Origin of the sequence: Rhizorhabdus argentea (assembly GCF_037861105.1) — a bacterium.
Classification (GTDB): domain Bacteria; phylum Pseudomonadota; class Alphaproteobacteria; order Sphingomonadales; family Sphingomonadaceae; genus Rhizorhabdus; species Rhizorhabdus argentea.
This window is the reverse complement of the sequence record NZ_JBANFK010000030.1, coordinates 22,656-39,465: the sequence shown is the minus strand read 5'-3', so window position 1 is coordinate 39,465 and position 16,810 is coordinate 22,656. Positions and strand designations below refer to the sequence as shown.

At 56.9% G+C, this 16,810-nt stretch carries 14 protein-coding genes; 9 read left to right on the top strand and 5 right to left on the bottom strand.

Features of this window, described 5'->3' with window-relative positions:
- Window positions 1-255: hypothetical protein (locus AAC645_RS18715; RefSeq protein WP_340318099.1), on the top strand; the 255-nt coding region annotated here is incomplete at its 5' end.
- A gap of 115 nt (window positions 256-370) precedes the next feature.
- Here AAC645_RS18715 and AAC645_RS18710 read toward each other — a convergent pair.
- The gene (locus tag AAC645_RS18710) at window positions 371-1,741 is read right to left on the bottom strand and encodes an MFS transporter (RefSeq protein ID WP_340318098.1); all 1,371 of its coding nucleotides are present in this window, start codon (window positions 1,739-1,741) and stop codon (window positions 371-373) included.
- 62 nt (window positions 1,742-1,803) lie between these two features.
- Window positions 1,804-2,526 (bottom strand): glutathione S-transferase family protein, encoded by a 723-nt coding sequence (locus AAC645_RS18705; protein WP_340318097.1) that lies wholly within the window; start codon window positions 2,524-2,526, stop codon window positions 1,804-1,806.
- Between the two features lie 64 nt (window positions 2,527-2,590).
- Here AAC645_RS18705 and AAC645_RS18700 point away from each other — a divergent pair, with 64 nt between their 5' ends.
- Entirely contained in the window at window positions 2,591-2,734 is a 144-nt protein-coding gene (locus AAC645_RS18700; RefSeq protein WP_340318096.1) for a hypothetical protein, read from the top strand.
- A gap of 68 nt (window positions 2,735-2,802) precedes the next feature.
- Here AAC645_RS18700 and AAC645_RS18695 read toward each other — a convergent pair whose 3' ends face one another.
- The 3 genes from AAC645_RS18695 to AAC645_RS18685 all read right to left on the bottom strand — a co-directional run bounded on the left by AAC645_RS18695 (window position 2,803) and on the right by AAC645_RS18685 (window position 7,752).
- Window positions 2,803-3,717 (bottom strand): SMP-30/gluconolactonase/LRE family protein, encoded by a 915-nt coding sequence (locus AAC645_RS18695; protein ID WP_340318095.1) that lies wholly within the window; start codon window positions 3,715-3,717, stop codon window positions 2,803-2,805.
- A gap of 59 nt (window positions 3,718-3,776) precedes the next feature.
- Complete coding sequence (locus AAC645_RS18690; RefSeq protein WP_340318094.1) at window positions 3,777-5,069, bottom strand: MFS transporter; 1,293 nt, start codon at window positions 5,067-5,069, stop codon at window positions 3,777-3,779.
- A 220-nt stretch (window positions 5,070-5,289) separates the two neighbouring features.
- Window positions 5,290-7,752: a TonB-dependent receptor gene (locus AAC645_RS18685; RefSeq protein ID WP_340318093.1), complete on the bottom strand. Its 2,463-nt coding sequence runs from the start codon at window positions 7,750-7,752 to the stop codon at window positions 5,290-5,292.
- Window positions 7,753-8,284: 532 nt separating this feature from the next.
- On the opposite strand from AAC645_RS18685, the gene AAC645_RS18680 reads away from it, so the two are divergent.
- From AAC645_RS18680 to AAC645_RS18650, 7 genes are all read left to right on the top strand, one after another.
- Window positions 8,285-9,235: a YncE family protein gene (locus AAC645_RS18680; RefSeq protein ID WP_340318092.1), complete on the top strand. Its 951-nt coding sequence runs from the start codon at window positions 8,285-8,287 to the stop codon at window positions 9,233-9,235.
- Window positions 9,236-9,796: 561 nt separating this feature from the next.
- Entirely contained in the window at window positions 9,797-10,678 is an 882-nt protein-coding gene (gene yghU / locus AAC645_RS18675) for a glutathione-dependent disulfide-bond oxidoreductase (protein ID WP_340318091.1), read from the top strand.
- Between the two features lie 84 nt (window positions 10,679-10,762).
- The gene (locus AAC645_RS18670; protein ID WP_340318090.1) at window positions 10,763-12,247 is read left to right on the top strand and encodes a phosphotransferase family protein; all 1,485 of its coding nucleotides are present in this window, start codon (window positions 10,763-10,765) and stop codon (window positions 12,245-12,247) included.
- A 53-nt stretch (window positions 12,248-12,300) separates the two neighbouring features.
- Window positions 12,301-13,419, top strand: coding sequence for a hypothetical protein (locus tag AAC645_RS18665; protein WP_340318089.1), 1,119 nt, complete (start codon window positions 12,301-12,303; stop codon window positions 13,417-13,419).
- Window positions 13,420-13,575: 156 nt separating this feature from the next.
- Complete coding sequence (locus AAC645_RS18660; RefSeq protein WP_340318088.1) at window positions 13,576-14,349, top strand: glutathione S-transferase family protein; 774 nt, start codon at window positions 13,576-13,578, stop codon at window positions 14,347-14,349.
- Window positions 14,350-14,439: 90 nt separating this feature from the next.
- Entirely contained in the window at window positions 14,440-15,453 is a 1,014-nt protein-coding gene (locus tag AAC645_RS18655) for a zinc-dependent alcohol dehydrogenase family protein (protein WP_340318087.1), read from the top strand.
- 137 nt (window positions 15,454-15,590) lie between these two features.
- The gene (locus tag AAC645_RS18650; RefSeq protein ID WP_340318086.1) at window positions 15,591-16,571 is read left to right on the top strand and encodes an aldo/keto reductase; all 981 of its coding nucleotides are present in this window, start codon (window positions 15,591-15,593) and stop codon (window positions 16,569-16,571) included.
- Window positions 16,572-16,810 lie beyond the last annotated feature (239 nt).

Here is a 16,810-nt window from a genome sequence, read left to right as displayed (position 1 = left end):
AACTTCAAGACGTTGCCCGAGTTCAAGGAAATGCTCGACCAGCTCGGCCCGATGATGAAGGCCGCCGGCCGCGATCTCTCGGCATTGACCATGCAGCTTGCGTGCACCGAAATGGACCTGGCGCGCGAGCACAGGTCCGAGTTTGCGCAATATGAATCCTTGGGCCTGCAAGAAATCATCCTCAGCCCGCTGAGCACGTCAGCAAGCGAGGGCTTGGCTCAGCTTGAGAGGCTCGCACGCGACTTTTTCGGATAAATCGCTGCAGCCGCCGATTGTACGGGGTCGTCTGTCGCGGGATCTGGTTGGCTCTGTTGCCGAGGAGAGATGAGGCTGACGGAAAGGGGCCGCAATCTTGCGGACCGGGTTAAAATTAACCAACAGAAAGTTGAGCGTACGTCCGCGAGTTCAAGCCGAAATAGCATAGCGCGATACCCAATAGCGCAACAGGAAACATCACCACGAAAAGTGAGTATCCGAGCATTTCACCAGAGCGGGAAATTGATTCATTCACAGCACCGACTAGCAACGGCCCCAAGCCGAAACTGCATAGGCCGAGAATGATATATTGCAGTGCGATGACTTTACCGCGCATGTCGGCCGGAACCGCCTCTTGTAGCGCGAGCGGCATGGCGCTCTGCACCACCGCAACGCTAAACATGCACGCGCAAAAGAGCAGGATGCTGAGCCAAGGCTGATGCACGAGACCCACAAGCGCGGTGGGCAAGAGGATAAAATAAGCCAGAAGCATGGGACGCGTCCGGGAGTCTGGCACACAGCCTTTATGAAGGCGATCTGACAGGGTGCCGCTTAGCAGCGTTCCTGCAACCGATCCCACTATTAGTGCGACCCCGATCGCTATACCTCCACTCGCGGGAACAATTTGGAACTTCCGTTCCAGGAGCGTTGGCATCCATCCTAACAAAGCGGAGCCTGCCGTCGCCATCAATGTGCTGGCAATGGAAATCCGCGCAAGAAGCGCTTTGTGGTTCCAAATATAGCTCAGAAAGTTCCTGATCGATGCGCTCGTTCCCTCGACCCCTCCGCGCCTTTTCGGCTCCTTGATCGTCCAAATGAGCAAACAGGCGAATATACCTGGCATGCCTGCACAAAGGAACAGTAGTCTCCAAGGCTCCAGGCTAACAATCGCCCCAAAGTTCAAACCCGCCGCAGGCAACATTCCGAGGAGGAGCGCTCCCGCAAACATCGACGCCCCCCCGCCAACAGCCATGGCCATATAGTATATGCCCACCGCGCGGCCGCGTTTACCTGGCTCGAAAAAATCCATCAGCAGAGAATAGGCTGCAGGCGCCAGAACTGCTTCGCCGATCCCGACCCCCGTACGCAGCAGCAACAATTGTATATAGCTGCCGGCAAATCCCGACAGCGCCGTGAGCAAGCTCCAGCTCGCCAGACCTATCAAGATGATGTTGCGTCGATTGTGCCGGTCGACGAGGCTTCCGAAAGGAAGCCCGAACATAGCGTAGGTAAATGCAAATCCATAGCCATGAAGCAAGGCGAATTGCGTGTCACTGATCACAAACTCCTTCTTCAATGGGGTGACGATGAGAGGAGTTATGTTCCGATCGATTTGTGCGATGAGCGTGACAATGCAGAGTATCGTCAGAGCGTACCACGCACCTTCAAGATTCAACCGGGACCCTGGGGCCAAAAATATTGGCTTCGGAGAGGATATTTCGGCCTTGGTGCTTGGCAGAGAAGCTTTGATTTCTATGTCTGACAAATTCAGATCCTCATGCCTGTTCCGGCGAAACTGGTCTGGCACGGCAGGAGCCAGCTTAGCTCTTAGCTGTTATGCGCTGCATTGCTGGGAATGTCAGCCGGCGCGCTATTCTCAGTCATGTCGAAGTGGAATTCGCGGGGTGCCACGTGTTTCTGAAAGCCGGCCCGGACTGATAGAGTCGCGTGCCATCTCCTGACCTGTGGCACGTTCTCGAGGTCGGGATGCATCAGCAACGCTCGATGCACGGTCGGCCCCACCAAAATATCTCCGATGGTAAGGCTGTCTCCAACAAGATAAGTCTGCTTCGTCAGGTGCTTTTCCAATATCTCGATATTTTCCGTCAGTTCGGCAGCACCTTGCTGCACCAGCGCCGGATCACGCCGGTGCGGCGCAAGCCGTGTCATATTCAGCATCATTTTTGAGACTGGAGGACCCAGAGAGCTGTCGGTCCAGATTCCCCACGCAACCGCAAGCGCATGCTTCTGCAGGTCATTTCCATATAGCGCGGGGCCATGTTTCAGCGCCAAATACGAGATGATCGCGGTTGAATCCGACAGCGCAAAGCCATCGTCACTGATCGTGGGCACCGTTCCACCCGGGTTCATCGCACGATATTCGGGCGTATCCACGACGCCATATGCCGTCCCGCCCTTGGATATGTGTCCTTTGGGACCCATGATGGCACTGGCGAGAATAAGCGGTTCATAATTCACGCCGATTTCATCGAGGCACCAGAGCACGCGTTGAGTGCAGCCTGACGTGGTTCGTCCCCAAATCCTGATCATGATTTTCTCCACTCCTCTTTTTTGATGGCTGACGTGCAGGGAGGCGCAGGATATTTTCGCGCGGATGCGCGACGCGATCGGGGCGAACGACGACGTCGGCATTCACGCCTTTCACCAGCATGTCCAGGCCTTCGCGCAAATCTTCCGGTCCAAAGTCGGACAGGCCGGTTCGATCCTGAGCCAGTTGCAGCAGTTCCTGCGCGTCTAAGCTCTTCACGCCCACTCTCTCCTCAAGGCCGGCGGTTTTTACGTATCCACTTAAGATCAACCGAGGTTTCAGGAATAGTGGGCCAGCTCCAATCCTGGTGTTTTCCAGCGGACCTTGGCGAGACGCCCGGTTGTTCCCAGCGTGATCCAAGCATCCTGCATGTCCTCACCCCCAAAACATATATTGGTAACGACCGTTTCATCAATGGGATAGTGGGTGATCTGACCGTTTTCGGGGTCGACGGATGCAATCCCCGGCCTTGCTATTGTCGTTGCTACGGTAACGTGCCCGTTCGCGAGCACGGCAAAAGAATCCGGTAGTTGATGCGGCGCAAATTGACCAACAGGCCGGCCCATCACAAAACCGGCCGTTGGCGCCAGCTCGCCTGGCCCCTTTATGTCGAAGGCCACCAACAGGGATTCGAAGGAGGGCGCGGTATAGAGGGTGCGCCCATCGGGCGACATGCCAATGCCATTGTAATGTGGGCCAGCCACCGCGCGCTTGATGAAGGAGCCGTCCGCCTTGGCATAAAACAGCCCTCCATACCCCACACTATGGCTGAGATTCTTGCCGAAGTCCGTGAACCAGATACCACCCTGATAGTCGAATACGATATCGTTGGGAGCAGAAAGGGGATGGCCTTCATAACTGTCGTAAAGCCGTTCGACCTTCCCCGTCCTGATGTCGATCCGGTCGAGCCACCCGCATGTGTAACCCGGCAAGGCTTCGCCAGGAATCGTCAGCCCATCGCGTTCGTAGCAGACGAAGCCGCCATTATTGACGACGTAGAGAAAGCCATCGGGCCCAATCGCAGCCCCACTCGGGCCGCCCCCTGGCTCGGCAACGGTTTCCTTGCGCCCATCGGGCCATACCCGGGTGACGCGGCCTGCGCCGACCTCGACCAGGATAATGCTGCCGTCCAGCATCCACACCGGGCCTTCCGGAAAGCAAAGCCCATCGGTAATAACTTCATATTCCATCATGCTACTCCAAATATGGTTCGCCGTGCCAGCCGGTGCTTCAAGCGCGAGATATCCGAACGCTAACTCTCGGCATGGGGCACTTCCTGGGAGGGGGCCAGTTCAAGACGCAGTTCCTGCAGCGTCTTCGAATGGCGTCGCTGGCCTGTTGTGACCGCAAGAGCGATAAAAAGAATGCAGCACAGAGCCATGATTGCAGCAATGACGGTGAACGGTGCCGTATATCCGCCGGTCGATTCAAAGATAAACGCGATTGCGGGTGCCGCGACGAACAGAAACGGCAGCTTTATGCCGTAACTCAGGCCCATTGCGCGGCTCGCGCTGTTCGAAGGAATGAGTGCGCTCAGCGCGGCTCCGTGAAGCGTAAGCATTGGCGTGGCGCACAAGCCCAAGCCCGCCGCGACCACGTACAGACCTCCGGTCGGGACCACGAGCATTGCAAGCCAAAGCAGCGTCAAGAGAAAACTCGTCAGCGCGAGCGTCTGCGGCGGACCGCACCAGTCGGCGATGCGGCCCCACAGAAGCACGCCGAACAGACCTGCAGCTCCGTAGGCTGAGAGCATGCCGCCCGCCGCGAGCAGGCTCATGCCCTGGCTCGTGCCAAAGGCGACAATGTGTACATAGAACGCCAAACTTGCGCCGGACATGATCCCCATGGCGAGCGAAAGAAGCCAGAAGGGACGCATGGACAGAATTTGTCGGTTCGTGAGCGCCGAGCTGCTGCCTACCGCGTCGACCATCACGAGCGAAGTCTTGGCCACGCTGTCGCCGGTTGGGCCGAACCGGCCGGGTGGTGGGTCGCGCAACAGCAGGAACAGCGGTGCGATCGCAACGAAGATAACCGCTACGGTCGTAAGTATCGCCGATCGTCCGACGTGCGGGAGGATTCCGCCAACGATGAAGGGCGTTACCAGTATAAAAATGGGGAGCTCGGCGATCGATAGAGCGGTGCCCCGACCATCAGCATACCACCGGCTGATGACGGTGAGAGGGCCGATTATGCCGCTGAGTGAGATACCAGCGCCGGTCAGGACAAACATGAGCAGCGCCAGCGGATAGTAGTTTAGTGTCGCCAGTCCAAAATAACCCACTGCACTGAGCAAGCAGCCTGCGGCCATCGCATAGCGTACCGGAATTATCTGCATGATGTTGCCGAGAAAGGGGGCGAGACCACCCACGGCCAGGGTAACGAAGGCCATCCCCATGGCCGCAGCAGAACGGTCTATACCAAAATGCTGTTCCGTGGCGACCAGCAGCGGACCAAATGAGCCAAAAGCGAAGCCCATGGTCATATTGCAGCCAAGGAAACATATAGCGATCACCAGCCAGCGCGGTAAAGGCTGCCACATAGGCATCTTCGCAATTCCTCTCAAGTCTGCACTGGTAAACTGCAAATACCATTACAGCGATTGTGCAACGTTTTGGGGATTTACACCACGCCTCATCCGCGAAGTTAACACATCTTATCTGTTCATCATAGAATAACCTGGAAAAGCTGAAATTACAACTTTGCCTATCTCAAAGGAAGAGCCGATCTTCTATGCTGATGCAGCATAGAAGATCGCGCATAATCTATCAGAACTTGAAGCTCGCCCTGACCCCATATGTCCGCGGGGTGCCCGGTGCCGCGCGGTCCGTAAAGGCCGAAGCGCCGAACGAACTTAGATATTTGGTACCGGTGAGATTCTTGCCATATGCGGCAATACTGAACCGGCCACCCGGCAGTCGCCATTCCACCTGAGCATTGACCAGCACGTAAGCATCCTGCTTAAGCCGGTTGATAGCGTCAAAGAAGAAGGCTGACGTGCGAAAAAGATGTGCGGAGGGCACGACCGAGCCGCCATCGGGCAATTCGACGGTCCAGGAGGCGCCGACGTTAAATGTCCATTTTGGCGATCGAACGACCCTGTTGCCAGACGCATCCACGGACACCGACTGGTTGCCCGTTCCGTCGGGCGTCAGCGGAGGGATCCCTGGTGGCGCGGGCACGAATGCCTGGGCATTGGGGAAATCCCTATATTTCGCGTCGAGATAGGAGAGGCCGGCGTTTATATCGAGCTGCCGGATCGGCCGAAGTGTCGCTTCGAATTCCACGCCTTTGTTCCGCGCCGATGCAGCGTTTTGTAGAACCTGAAGATTTGTGACCGGATCCTGAGATTGAACGACCAAACCTTTGATATCATAGAGGTACGCCGCGGCATTGGCGGTCAACCATGGTGTGGGCTGAAGTTTCAAGCCAAGTTCATAGGCGTTGATTCGCTCGGGATTGATCGGTTTTCGGGAAAAAGCCGTTTGGCTGAAAGTGCCGCTCTTGAAACCCTTCGAGTAGCTCGCATAAGCCAGAAAATCAGTACTCGGGTGATAGCTCAGGATAGCGCGTGGCGTCACCGACGTATATTTCTTCTTGAAATCCTCGGCTCTCAGCACGCCGTTCAAGGACCCACTATACGACAGTTTGTCGAGATTGTAGCGGATGCCGCCAGTGACTTCAAAGTCACCCAGCGTGTACGTACTGTCGGCAAACGCCGCAAAGGCTTTGGAGTTGGTGTTCGTCTTGAAGATCGCGCCATTGAAATTTAGCTCATGCCATCCTGCGTCCTGATTCGAGTAAAAACCACCGATGACCCACTTAAGTGGTCCCTCGTGATTGGATATTATCTGTAATTCTTGAGAAAAGTTGTCGCTATACTCATCGAACCCAATCGCTTGATAAGCGATCGGCGTGACGTCAGTGTCGTAGTTTCGGACAGTATAAAGATTTTTTCTTTTCGCCGTTATGGAGACAACGCGTACCGGCTCCCCCTCCCATTCGATGTGCAACGATCCGCCATATTGCTCGATTTTGGCTGAAGCGACGCTGTTTAGCGCGATGTCGTAAAACCCGGTCGGATTAGGGGTGCTCGCCGTCTTCCCCCGATAGCCATTGCGTGGCTGCTGTGAAATGCCGCTGTTATCGTCGCTCTTCGTATAGTCTGCATTCAGCGTGAATGTGAGAGCGTCGGTGGCACGGAACAGGACGGAGCCGCGGGCCATGCCTCTCTCTAGTTCACCCGCCCGTTTATTGCGGATAATATCATGGAGGTAGCCGTCGTTCTGCTCGTAACTTCCGAGTAGCGATATCGCGACCCGGTCCGAGAGAGGGCCGTTCACGTAGGCGCCAAGCTTGTAAGCTCCGTAGTTGCCATATTGGGCAGAGAGCTTACCTTTCCATACGAAACCTGGCTGCTCGGTGTTCAATAATATCGCACCGCCAGCGGTATTGCGCCCAAAGAGCGTTCCTTGAGGACCCTTGAGCACTTGTACCGATTCGATATTTGCCAGCTCGTAAATGGCTCCAAAGGGAGACGGCATGAAGACGCCGTCTATGTAGGTCGATATGCTACCCACTTCGCCGGGAATGATCGCTGTTGACCCAACGCCTCGAATGAAGGGAAGCACTACGTTCGACTGCTCGCTCATTGTCAGACTGGGCGTCATCTGTGCGAGATCGGAGGTCGTGCTTATTTGCCGAGTTTCGAGTTGCCGCGCATTGAAGGCGGAGACTGAAATCGGAACGTCTTGCAGCCGTTCCGCGCGTTTTTGGGCAGTTACAACAATGTCCTCGGAGTTCAGTGTCTGCGCATCATCGGCTGTAGGAGAGGAGTGCAGCACATTCTTGCTTGCCGCCCCAGCCGCAGTCCGGCGCGCCGCAGGTGCTGTTGGCGCTTCTGCTGGTGCTGGCCGGATAATGATAAGTCCCGAACTGCCCGTTTGTCCGACAAGGCCAGTATCTTTCAGCAGCAGGTCGAGCGCCGTGCGGGACGTATAGCTGCCCTTCAAGGCGGGCGCACGTTTGCCGGATAGCGATGCAGCGTCAAATGTAATTTGCATATGGGTGGAGCGCGCCAGCGTCCTGAGAGCACTGCCAAGATTCTGCGCCGGAATATCCAGATTATAGGATTTTTCCTGAGCATAAGCCGGGATGGCGGCAAAAAATATCGCGGATGCCGCAATGGAAGTTCCGCAGCCAAGGCGGAATCGTAGGAATTTCCCGATCATTGATTTCCCCTCTCCAGGTTCTTTTGTGATGGGTAAGACGCACCATGGCGCAACGGGGACAGATAGCGCGTAAGAAAATCTCGATCACGCTCCCCAGAAAAGGGAAACTGTCGTAGATCTGCCTCCCCCCGGAGCGGTTCAGCAGATCACATCGCGGGGGAATGGGGTAGTGCTCTTTTTTCTGCAGAACGTGGGATGCGGAGCGCGCGGCGTCCTGCAAATTGTCGATTCCGTTTTCCGACAAATGTGATCTGTCCCTTGCCATAGGCCGCCTGCGATAGGCTCAGCACGGTGACTGCTTCGATAAAAGCATCTGAATCACCTGCTTCGAAAATTCCGTTGACGCGCAGACCGGTCGCCGATCTGGCAATGACAAGCCTCTTGGATCGACGGCATCAGGTTACTTGGCCATCATAAATTTCTTGCGAACTATCTGTCTCCGCCGCTCCCGAGCGCGTCTTACTGTCTACGAACGGACTTTTCAGAGGAGGACTGGGCCGGATTAGTCGACGGGAACCATAGGAGCGAAAGAATGCCTGCAGATCAATATGCCTATGTGCTTGGATTGCATAACCCGGAAGATATGGCTCATGTGCCCGGCACCCGTTGGCTGATTGCGGGCGGGATTTCGAGGCCGCAGGACTCAGTGCCTGGAGGATTATATCTCGTCGACACCCGTGCCAAAAGCTGTGAGCGGGTTTGGCCGGGCCGAGGAGAGCAAGTGCGGCGGGATTCACAATATCGGGATTGTGACGCACCGGTCAGCCCCGCCAACTTCATGACGCACGGCCTCAACCTGGTTGCGGGGGAGGGCGGCGTCCACAAGCTTTATGCGGTCAACCGTGCTGAGCGCGAGTCGATCGAGATCTTCGAGATCGAGGAAGAAAATGACACCCTGTCCTTCTATTGGACCGGTGCAATCCTCCTCCCTCCAAGAGACCGCGGGAATGGTGTCCAAAGTCTGCCGGACGGTGGCCTTCTTGTCACCATGCCCTTTTACCCGGACGAGCCAGACCTCATCGACAAGATCAGGGAAGGGCGGGAGGTGGGCCATGTGCTGCGGTGGCATCCCAAAACAGGCTGGTCCCGGTGGAGCACCATAAGCGGCAGTGCACCCAATGGGATATCGCTCTCGCAAGACCAAACGAAAGTGTATGTCGCCTATTCTGGAAACAACAGCTTCGTTTCTCAGAAATTAGAGTCTAACGAGCCGGAGAGGATAATAGATCTCGGCTTTTGCCCCGACAACATAAGAATAGACGAAACAGGACAGATATGGGTTGGCGGAATGGAGAGCATCGATAATCCGGCGCCGAGGGTATGCCGTATCGATCCGGTGACTCTGCAACCAACACATTTTCCTCTCCCTCCGCATACGCAGGAATTTGAAAACTGTTCCGGAGCGATTCAGATCGCAGATGAAATCTGGCTTGGAACACGAGAAGGGGATCGCCTGGCGGTCCTCCCGGCGGATAACAGGTAGGACGGGCGCTTATAGATAAGGACAAGCGTTACGTCGGCACCGGATCGGTGGCCAGAGCGTTAAGAGGACCGAGCACCTGCCAGCGCGATCATCGACGCAGAGGAGGCGGTGATGGGCTGCACGCCGCACGGCATAGTCGCGCAGGCCTCCATTCGTCCCCCATGAGTCCAGCATGTGCGGCGAATCTGGCTGCGTTGAACTTCTTTTCCTATCAGGACGCATTGGCGCATCGGGTTTGAAAGCAATAAGTTGCTCGCTCCCACGAAATCTTTTTTGACGCGATCTGTCCCGTCTGTTCCCTGGCGCGTCTTACTCTCTACAAAAGAATTTTGGAGAGGGAGATCGATGACCGGGAAATCCCATTTTTCCTTGGGTGTGGGACTGCAATTGCCCAATCGGCGATTTTGTTTGCCCCTGTCCCGGCTTATGCCCCGCGCGCTCGCATGTCTTCAATATTCCGGCGTACGCTCCTGGCGGCGATCTGCCATATGTCAATTGAGCAACAACTTGTGCTGGAGGACGGTTTTTGACCTTGTTCATGCATGAGAGCAGGAGTTAGCGATGGCCAGCGACGACTACGTCCCACCCGCGATATGGGTTTGGGAAAAGGAGAGCAGCGGTAAGTTCACCAGATTCAACCGGCCGATTTCCGGCCCGACCAGTGAGCGGCCGCTGCCAGTCGGTCGCCATCCGCTGCAGCTGTATTCGCTCGCGACTCAGAATGGCCAGAAGGTGACGATCCTGCTCGAGGAGCTCCTCGCGCTTGGCATCGATGAGGCGGAATATGATGCTTGGTACATCGACATCGGGGAGGGTGACCAGTTCACCAGCGGGTTCGTGGAGATCAATCCTAATTCGAAGATCCCGGCGCTCGTCGACCGCAGCGGCAGCGAGCCCGTGCGCATCTTCGAATCCGGCGCAATCCTCGTGTATTTGGCCGAGAAGTTCGGTGCTTTCCTTCCCGCCGGAGGGGATGCGCGCGCGGAATGTCTGTCCTGGCTGTTCTGGCAAGTCGCAAGCGCGCCCTTCCTCGGCGGTGGCTTCGGTCATTTCTATGTCTATGCGCCCACGAAAATCGAATATGCGATAGACCGATATGCGCTGGAAGTGAAAAGGCAGTTGGACGTGCTCGACCGCAGGCTCGCGGAGAGCGAATACATCGCGGGGCCGGATTATACGATTGCCGACATGGCGATCTGGCCCTGGTACGGCGGCCTCGCCCGAGGGATGTACGAGGCCGGCGAATTCCTCGGCGTAAAGGACTATCATCACCTCCAGCGTTGGACCGAGGCGATCGGAGCGCGGACCGCGGTCCGCCGCGGCTGCATGGTCAATCGCCTCTTTGGCGAGCCATCAGGCCAGCTCCGCGAGCGGCACGACGCTCGTGATTTCGAGACCAAGACACAGGACAGGATCCAGGGCGGTGACGTGCGATTGGACTGAGTGACGATAATGGTGTCAACGTCAAGATCAGCAGAGGAATTCGCCTCATTCATCTGCTCGCGCACTGAACTGGAGAGTGGAGTTATGGATTCCGGTAAGCGACGATTGCTCTCTGCGATTGCGGATTCGATGGAGCGCGTGGCCAGCCGCTATGGGGTTCCTGCCTCGGATATGGATCATGTTGCGCTGACCACAGCCATTGCCGAATTGCTCCGGCGCGAGGAAGCTGATCCTATCAAGGCGTTCTATTCGGCCGGATATGCCTTGGCGCTACGCCTGGCGGATATGATCCAGCAACGCGGTGTGGCCGAAGCGGACATCGCGACGCTCCATCGATTGCCGCCGTCGATCGAGGATTCGGCTGATTTTTCTCTTTCACAGGATCTTCTTGTTGCATTGAAGGAGGTCCTGTCATCCCTCGTCTCCAACTCGGGCTACCCATCTGATCCGAATGCCGGCTTGGAGAGCATAATATCGTCGCTCTGCAGGTGGGAAGGGGATCATCACACAGTGCCGTCTTCGCCTCCGCCAACAGCGAAGGCGAAGGATCGCCACGACGTGAAGCAAATGCTCGAAAGCTCCGCCAGGGCACAAGGGGGGGAGCTCGAGGGCGCGCACGTGACGGAGTTTACGAGCCTGATCGGCGGCTTCACGAACGAGACGACCTTGTTCAAGCTTGCTGGCAAGGATGGCGGCATCTGGGATCTGGTGGCGCGCGCAAACACGGGTCTGCAACTCGGTATCGACGGGCGCGATATCGCTGGAGAATTTCACCTTCTTCGATATCTCTACGAAGCTGGGGTGTCAGTCGCTGAGCCGATGTGGCTCGAACCTGATGTTGAAAGATACGGTACGCAATTTTTGGTGACGCGCAAAGTCGAGGGCGGGAACTTCGGAACGGTGGTCGAGGCTCAGCGGCTAAACTCATCGCAGATGCAGGCGCTGGCAACCCAACTCGCGAAGATCCATCGCCTGTCGCTTGACGAGACTCATCCCGACCTGCAGCGAAGTCACATCGACATGGGACTAGCCGGCGGTTCGATGACCGAAGGGGTCAGCAACTATCTTGAGCGCTGGATCAGGCTCTGGCGATCGACGGGTCTCGAGAACTCACCGACGGTGGAGGCGACGCTGAATTGGCTACGCGCCAATATACCGAGGGTCGAGGAGCCCCCGGCCCTCGTGCATGGTGACTATGGCCTGCACAATATCATGATGCAGGGCGATGAGATTAGCGGCGTACTGGATTGGGAGATGTCGCACTTCGGCAATCCGGCCGAAGACATTTCCGGGCTTCTCGCATCCTTTCCGAACGAGGATGACGCCAAGGAATTCATGCGGTTTTATATCGAAGCTGGTGGCAGGCCGATAACGGACTTCGAGCGGGAATATTGCAACGTATTCCGATACTTCATGTTGTATGTCGTAACGCTCGAATCACAGCTGAGATTCTATTCCATTCCGGAGCTTCATCCCGAGTTTCTGGTATTGGGCTCTTTTGTTCAAACTCCCGCTCAACGCATGGCGCAAGCAATCGAGGATGCCGAGAAGATCAAGGCTCGCGAATAACGGCGGCAGCCAAATTCTATGGCTGACATGATCATATAATCTGGAAAGGTAGCATGATGGCGCTTACTCAATGGGACGATTACTTCATCCACCAGACGGGTGATACGCTCGATACCGTGGCGGAGAAGAGCGAGCATTTCATGGATCGTTGCTGGTTCGGTTGTCACGGACAGGATGGCCGGACCTATATCGCAGCCGGCCTCGGCACTTACCCCAATGCCAGCGGTCACGGGATAATCGATGGCTCGTTCTGCGTCATCCGCGATGGCGTGCAGCATAATTTCCGCGCGTCCAGGCATATCTCGCATGAGGGGAATGCGACGGATCGCAACAACAGCAATGTCGGCCCGCTGTCGATCGAGATCATCGAACCGATGAAGCGGCAACGCTTCTCGCTGGGCGAGAATGCCTATGGCCTTTCCGGATCGATCGACTTCACCGCCAGAGCCGCGCCCTTCCTCTACAACAAGCTCGATGTTCCCAGCCATCCGGTGACCCACTTCACCCAGATGGGCTATTTCGACGGGTCGATCGCGATCGGGGGCGAGACAATCCAGCTGAACCGCTATGTCGGCGTGCGAGACCGCAGCTGGGGCGTCCGCGGCAAGGGGGTGATGCGGCATGTCGAGGCCTATTTCTGGATCATGGGGCATTTCGACAATTTCAGCCTGAACTTCACCTTTTTCCATGTTCCGGTGGCGGGCAATGATTTCCTGCTCGAAGACGGTGCGATCATGCACGACGATGGCCGCGTGACCCGGCTGGTCAAGGCACGGCATCGTTTCCACTTCGATGAGGAGACCACCGCGCTGGGCAGCACGCGCTTGTGGAGCAGGGCCGAGTGGGAATTTACCGACGAGCATGGCCAAATCTGGAAGCTGGAGGCCAAGGGCATCCAGATGCCCTTCTACAGTGCTGGCAATGGCTATGATGACCGACATGGGCTGGACCGCGGGCCGCTGCTGCTGGAAGGCGAGCGCTGGGACTTCAACCAGCCTGGCACGCTCAAGTCGCTGCGGCGCAGCGGGGATGACGACCGCTGGCATTTCGACCTTCAGGATCGACTGGTCGAATTGAGCATGAACGGCGCAAAGGGCGTCGGGCTGGTCAATAACGTCTGCGGCCCACGCGAAGGCTGGGCGTATCGCCCCACCTTGACGGACCGAGGCTAGAAGAAAAGCGCTGCGGGACGAGTGTGGCGTCTTCCCGCGAAGTGTTGGGAAGCTGATAACCAGATAAGCCGCGGCAACGTTAGGTTTGGCTCAGAAAATGGTTGGAATCTGACGTCTGCCCCGTTCGCACAGCTTCCTAGTTCGGAGGAAAGCACAATGACGAATGATGCTACCCTTGACTATGTTCCAGTCGAGCAAGCGAGAGCGATGTCGGGACTGAGAATTGCGTTCGTGCGTGGTTTGCCGGGTGTATGGGGGATCGCCATTAAAGCGATATTGGACATCAAAGGCATAGACTATATCGCCGTGCCGCATGAGCCTGGCGAAGCCAATGAACTGCTGAAGGAGTGGACCGGACAAACATCGGCACCGGTAGCAATGTTCAATGATGACAGGCCGCGCCCGCACTGGTCCGAGATGCTGGCGCTCGCCGAACAACTGCAACCGGTCCCGCCGCTTATCCCTGACGATGAGGATAAGCGGATGGCTATGTTCGGGATTTGCCACGAGATTTGCAGTGAGGACGGCTTTGGATGGAATCTCCGCCTATTGTTATTGGGCGAGCACGACCCGGCCGGAGACGAACGCACCAACGCGCTGCGCGCAAAATATAGATCACCTGTTACACAAGACTATGCCAGACGGAGGCTGTCGTCGATCGTCTACTCTTTAGCCAGAGCGCTCGATCGCCAAGCGATCGAAGGCAAACGATATTTCATGGGCGATGATCTGACGGCAGCTGATATTTACTGGGCCGCTTTCAGCAATCTGTTGGTGCCAATGGCGGAGGATCTGTGCACTATGCCGGATTTTTTCCGTGATCAGGGTCCTGTTGCGCAACAGCATCTTCAAGCACCGCTACCACAGATACTGCTCGACCATCGCGATCATGTGGTACGGGAATATTTCCGCATTCCCATCGCATTCTGACACTTGCAGGGTGACCGTTTGTCATAGGGCCATGCGGCCCCGCTTCATTCGGGAGCCAAGGCACCGACTCCTCCTGTACGGATTGCGGACATGAAAGCTGTAAGATGGACCTTCAGCGAAAAGCCTGGCTTGGACCTGCATGACGAGCCCATACCCACACCGGGCAGCCACGACGTGCTCGTCAAAATCCGTGCGGCCTCCCTGAATTACCGGGACCAGGCCATATTGGACGGCGAATTCGGTGGACCGACCAAGAAAGGCGGCATCCCGCTCTCGGACGGAGCTGGCGAGGTCGTTGCGGTCGGGGATCGCGTCACCCGGGCGACGGTGGGGGACCGTGTGACGGCGGGCTGCCACCCTCAATGGATCGGCGGACCTCCGATGCCGGAGTATCGATTGGATAGCGTCGGCATCACCAGGGACGGGATGTTGGCCGAACATATTCTCCTGCACGAAAACGCCATCGTTCAACTTCCCGCCCAAATGTCTTTCGTGGATGCGGCATCGCTGCCGTGCGCGGGTGTTACGGCCTGGACGGGGCTCAATCTGTCATCGCCACTTCAACCGGGCCAGACGGTACTAGTCCAAGGTACGGGCGGCGTAGCGTTGCTTTCGCTCCAGGTGGCGCGGATGTTCGGTGCCCGGGTTTTGGCGATCACATCGACGGATGAAAAGGCGGAGAAGCTCAAAGAGCTTGGGGCGGAAGCGGTGGTCAATTACCGTACGTTCCCTGACTGGGATCGCGAGATCCTTGCCCTCACCGACGGCAGGGGCGTTGACAAGGTGGTCGACATTGCCGGGGAAAAGACGATTGTAAAGTCGGCGGCATCGACCAGGATCGGAGGTGACATCGCGGTTGTAGGCTTCGCGAGCGGCTTTGGCGGCGGATTGCCGCCGATAGACATCCTGTCGCGGTCACTCACCCTGGCCGGCACGGCCATCGGCCCCCGGGCAAACCTCGAAGCCCTCATCGCAGCAATGGCCCAGCACGAGATCAGGCCAGTCATCGACAGCGTATTCCCCTTTGCGCAGTACAGGGACGCGTACCGCCGTATCGAGAGCCGCAACCATATCGGGAAAGTGGTCATCGACGTAAGCGAATAGCACGCATGTCGCCCCACCCGCGCAGGCGTGCGTTGCCGCGCTGACCGCGTCGGCGCATTTTTAAAATGGAACACGCGAGCCATATATTTCCACTTCAAGCTGAATGGCTTCCGCCTCATGGGCAGAAAGAGAGTGAGATGAAAAAACGTGTTTTGGGAACGAACGGACCGGAGGTTTCCGCAATCGGCTTCGGCTGCATGGGGCTGACGATCGGTTACGGCCCAGCAACCAATAAGGCGGATGCAATCGCACTGATCCGTGCAGCCTATGTTCGCGGTATCACGTTCTTCGACAGCGCCGAAGCCTATGGCGCAGCGAACGAAGAGCTGCTTGGGGAAGCAGTGGCACCCTTTCGCGAAAACGTCGTCATTGCTACCAAGTTCGGCTTTAGAGATGGGAACTCTGCAGCCGGATTGGATAGCAGTCCCACCCGTATCCGCCTGGTTGCTGAGCAATCACTGATGCGAATGCGGACCGATGTCATAGATCTATTTTACCAGCATCGAATCGACCCCAATGTTCCCATCGAGGATGTTGCAGGCACAGTCAAAGACCTGATTTCTGAGGGCAAGGTTCGTCATTTTGGTATGTCCGAGGCGGGTGTCGCCAACATCCGTCGTGCGCATGCGGTGCAGCCAGTTGCTGCGCTACAGAGCGAATATTCCATGTTCACACGCGAACTGGAGGAGGCGACCATTCCGACGTTACGGGACCTGGGCATCGGCCTTGTGCCATTCGCCCCGCTCGGTAGGGGCTTCCTTACTGGCAAGATCGACAGCGACACGCCATTTAAGGATGGGGACGTCCGCAATTTTCTGCCGCGATTTCAGGGTGAGGCGCGCGAAGCAAATGCAGACCTAGTCAAGCGTATCGGCGAGATAGCGGAGGCCAAGCGGGCGACGCCGGCCCAGATCGCATTGGCGTGGCTGCTTGCGCGGAATCCTGCGATCGTTCCGATTCCTGGCACAACCAAACGGCACCGCATGGAGGAGAATGCTGGAGGTGCTGATATCGAGTTGACCGACGCCGACTTAAGCACTCTTTGCGATTTACTGATCAGTCACCCGGTGCAAGGCAATCGCTACACCGAAGCCATGCGAGCGACGGTTGACCCTTGATGAAATAGCGCGGTTACTATCCCAACTGAGGCAGAAAGATCCTGTATTCGCGATTGGCTGTGATGTGATAGGCTCAGCGATTCAACGAGCATATGGGGGTGTAATCGGCTATGCGGGCCGCGCCGAAACGCTGAAGGATCACTGCATGGGATAGTTGTTGCCGGGGGAAGGCAATAGCGTCGAGCCGCTTGCGGCGATGGTCCCCCGATCGGATATCGGCGAAGCATCAGTCGCTTTTG

Excerpts from the sequence above, each read along its gene's own strand:
- AAC645_RS18670 (WP_340318090.1), top strand. The coding sequence starts at position 10,763 with ATGGATTCCGGTAAGCGACGATTGCTCTCTGCGATTGCGGATTCGATG.
- AAC645_RS18695 (WP_340318095.1), bottom strand. The coding sequence starts at position 3,717 with ATGATGGAATATGAAGTTATTACCGATGGGCTTTGCTTTCCGGAAGGC.
- AAC645_RS18690 (WP_340318094.1), bottom strand. The coding sequence starts at position 5,069 with ATGCCTATGTGGCAGCCTTTACCGCGCTGGCTGGTGATCGCTATATGT.
- AAC645_RS18665 (WP_340318089.1), top strand. The coding sequence starts at position 12,301 with ATGATGGCGCTTACTCAATGGGACGATTACTTCATCCACCAGACGGGT.
- AAC645_RS18685 (WP_340318093.1), bottom strand. The coding sequence starts at position 7,752 with ATGATCGGGAAATTCCTACGATTCCGCCTTGGCTGCGGAACTTCCATT.
- AAC645_RS18655 (WP_340318087.1), top strand. The coding sequence starts at position 14,440 with ATGAAAGCTGTAAGATGGACCTTCAGCGAAAAGCCTGGCTTGGACCTG.
- AAC645_RS18680 (WP_340318092.1), top strand. The coding sequence starts at position 8,285 with ATGCCTGCAGATCAATATGCCTATGTGCTTGGATTGCATAACCCGGAA.
- AAC645_RS18700 (WP_340318096.1), top strand. The coding sequence starts at position 2,591 with ATGCGCGACGCGATCGGGGCGAACGACGACGTCGGCATTCACGCCTTT.
- yghU (WP_340318091.1), top strand. The coding sequence starts at position 9,797 with ATGGCCAGCGACGACTACGTCCCACCCGCGATATGGGTTTGGGAAAAG.
- AAC645_RS18650 (WP_340318086.1), top strand. The coding sequence starts at position 15,591 with ATGAAAAAACGTGTTTTGGGAACGAACGGACCGGAGGTTTCCGCAATC.
- AAC645_RS18705 (WP_340318097.1), bottom strand. The coding sequence starts at position 2,526 with ATGATCAGGATTTGGGGACGAACCACGTCAGGCTGCACTCAACGCGTG.
- AAC645_RS18660 (WP_340318088.1), top strand. The coding sequence starts at position 13,576 with ATGACGAATGATGCTACCCTTGACTATGTTCCAGTCGAGCAAGCGAGA.